This window comes from Brevibacterium samyangense (genome assembly GCF_039529845.1).
In the GTDB taxonomy this organism is placed as follows: Bacteria; Actinomycetota; Actinomycetes; order Actinomycetales; family Brevibacteriaceae; genus Brevibacterium; species Brevibacterium samyangense.
Map to the genome: position 1 here is coordinate 1 of NZ_BAAANO010000016.1, position 2,991 is coordinate 2,991.

The 2,991-nt window shown below is 69.9% G+C and carries 3 protein-coding genes; 2 read left to right on the forward strand and 1 reads right to left on the reverse strand.

Annotated elements, in window-relative coordinates; all coding sequences use genetic code 11:
• Positions 1-168: 168 nt before the first annotated feature.
• Complete coding sequence (locus ABD172_RS09030) at positions 169-1,755, reverse strand: acyl-CoA carboxylase subunit beta (RefSeq protein ID WP_344308916.1); 1,587 nt, start codon at positions 1,753-1,755, stop codon at positions 169-171.
• 65 nt (positions 1,756-1,820) lie between these two features.
• Between ABD172_RS09030 and ABD172_RS09035 the strand changes: the two genes are divergently transcribed.
• Both ABD172_RS09035 and ABD172_RS09040 read left to right on the forward strand, forming a co-directional pair.
• Entirely contained in the window at positions 1,821-2,660 is an 840-nt protein-coding gene (locus ABD172_RS09035) for a biotin--[acetyl-CoA-carboxylase] ligase (protein WP_344308918.1), read from the forward strand.
• Positions 2,657-2,991 (forward strand): hypothetical protein (locus ABD172_RS09040; protein WP_344308920.1); only part of this gene is annotated, 335 nt, incomplete at its 3' end. The genes ABD172_RS09035 and ABD172_RS09040, both read left to right, overlap by 4 nt.

Below are 2,991 nucleotides of genomic sequence, written 5' to 3' on the forward strand. Positions count from 1 at the left end.
CCCTCCGCGTCTGCGCCACGGCCGTGAGCGCGGCGATGGCCGCCTGCCGGGCGAGCTCGGCCTCGCGTTCCGGGGTGAGCCGTGCGCCGGCCGCCGACCGATCACCGGCAGCGCCCGGAGCACTACCTGGTGTCACGGCCTCCCCACCCCGTGTCACGGCCTCCCCACTCACAGCGGGATGTTCCCGTGCTTGCGGGTCGGCGCGTCGACGTGCTTGTTCGCGAGCGCCCGCAGGCCGCGGACGATCCGGTTCCGGGTCTCCGAGGGCTTGATGACCGCGTCGATGTACCCCTCCTCGGCCGCGAGGTAGGGGTTGAGGAGCTGGTCCTCGTAGTCCTCGACGAGGGACGCCCGCAGTGCCTCGACGTCCTCACCGGCGGCCTCGGCGGCGGCGAGATCGCGACGGTGGAGAATGTTCGCAGCACCCTGCGCGCCCATCACCGCGATCTGCGCGCTCGGCCACGCGAAGTTGAGATCGGCGCCCAACTGCTTCGACCCCATGACGCAGTAGGCCCCGCCGTAGGCCTTCCGGGTGATGAGGGTGATGAGCGGGACGGTGGCCTCGCCGTATGCGTAGATGAGCTTCGCGCCGCGGCGGATGATGCCGCCGAGCTCCTGGTCGGTGCCCGGCAGGAAGCCCGGCACATCGACGAAGGTGAGGATCGGGAAGCCGAAGGCGTCGCAGAAGCGGACGAAACGTGCCGCCTTCTCCGAGGCGTCGATGTCGAGAGTGCCGGCGAGGGCCATCGGCTGGTTCGCGATGATGCCGACCGCTCGGCCCTCGACGCGGGCGAACGCCGTGACGACGTTGGGTGCGAAGAGCTCGGAGGTCTCGAGGACGTCGCCGTCGTCGACGACCGTGCGGACGACGTCGAGGATGTCGTACGGCTGGTTCGCGGAGTCCGGAACGAGCGTGTCGAGTGCCTCGTCCGCGTCCGACACCGTGAGGTCCGCCGGGTGGTCCTCGACCGGCGCGGGGTCGAGGTTGTTCTGCGGCATGAACGACAGGAGGTCGCGCACGTACTCGAGGGCGTCCTCCTCGTCCTGTGCGAGGTAGTGGGCGTTTCCGCTCACGGTGTTGTGTGTGCGTCCGCCGCCGAGTTCCTCGTGGCCGACCTCCTCACCGGTGACCGTCCGGATGACGTCCGGCCCGGTGATGTACATGTGCGAGGTGCCGTCGACCATGATCGTGAAGTCGGTGAGTGCGGGGGAGTAGACCGCACCGCCCGCGGAGGGTCCCATGATGAGGCTGATCTGCGGGATGACGCCCGAGGACTTCACGTTCCAGTGGAAGATCTCCGCGAACAGGGCGATCGAGCTCACGCCCTCCTGGATGCGGGCGCCACCGGAGTCGTTGATGCCGATGATCGGGCAGCCGATCTTGAGTGCGAGCTTCTGCGTCTTCACGATCTTCCGGCCGTTCGCCTCCGCGAGGGAGCCGCCGAGCACCGTGAAGTCGTGGGCGAAGACCGCGACGGTACGTCCGTCGATCGTGCCGAGGCCGCAGACCACGCCGTCGCCGTCCGGACGCTTCTTCTCCATCCCGAACTGGGTGCTGTGGTGCCGGGCGAACTCGTCGATCTCCTGGAAGGAACCGGGGTCGAGGAGCTGATCGATCCGCTCGCGCGCGGTCTGCTTGCCCTTCGCGTGCTGACCGGCGATCGCCTTCTCGTTCCCGGCGTGCGCGGCGGTGCGGCGGGACTCGAACGCGGCGAGGCGTTCGGCCGTCGTCTTCGGGTGCGTCTCAGTCGTCATGCGCCCCAGACTATGCACGGTGGACGCTCGTTGTACCCACTTACCAAACCCACTAAGGTGATCTGGTGCACTTCGAACCCAGCACGTTCTCCCGACTCGCCGCACAGGCCGGGACCCATGTGCCCCGTCTCCAATGGCCCACCGAGCTCACCTCGACGAACGATGTCCTGTCCGATGCACTCACGGACGCCCCCGACCAGTGGCCCGACTACTCGGTGCTCGGCACCGACTTCCAGTCCGCCGGCCACGGTCGCCTCGGACGTACCTGGACGGTGCCGACCACCGGCGCCGTCACCTTCTCGGTTCCCGTGCGCATTCCCCGGGAGTTCCCCCGTGACATGCTCGGATGGCTGCCCCTCGTGACCGGCTGGGCGGTCGCGGACACCGTCCGGACGCAGGGCGTGGACGCCGGTGTGAAATGGCCGAACGACGTCCTCGTGGGCAACCGGAAGCTCTGCGGCATCCTCGTCCGCGCCGTGCCCACCCGTGGGGCGGACGGCTCCGACGACCTCGTCGCCGTCATCGGCATCGGCATCAACGCCGGGTTCACCGAGGCGGACCTCCCGGTCGACACCGCCACCTCCGTCCTCCTCGAGGGAGGGGACCCCGCTCCCGAGGCGCTCGTCCTCGGCGTCCTCACCCGCCTGCAGGACGTCGTCACCGACCTCTTCGCCGCCGGATGCTCCGATCCGGGGTCCGCGATCGCCCGGTCCACCGCGGCTGCTCGTGTCCGTGACCTCATGCTCACCCTCGGTTCCGCCGTCGACGTCGAACTTCCCGGCGGAGCGAGGCTCCACGGCACGGCCACCGACCTCGGCCCGGACGCCTCTCTCGAGGTGCACGACGGAACGCACTCCCACAGCGTGAGCGCCGGCGACGTCGTCCACGCGAGGCCCGCCCGATGAGCGAACGCAGACGACGGTTCTTCGGGCGCCGCGCGGAGAACCGGTCCGGGACCGACCGCGGCTCGGGGAACCGGGGAACGTGGAAGAGCGAGTGGAAACGCGGGAAGCCCCGCAAGCGCGACATGCGGTTCGAGGTGCCCCGCTGGGCAGCCGCCGAGGGCATGCTCACCCTGAGCGATCCGGCTCCGGACCGCGAACGCATCGAGGATTCCTACGAGGAGGTCATGGCCCGCCGCGCCGAGATGGAGCGGAGGGAGGAGGCCGCCCGCCTCGCCGCCCTCGAGGAGCTGCGTGCCGCCTCGGCGACCTCCGAGGTGCCCCTCGTCGTGGA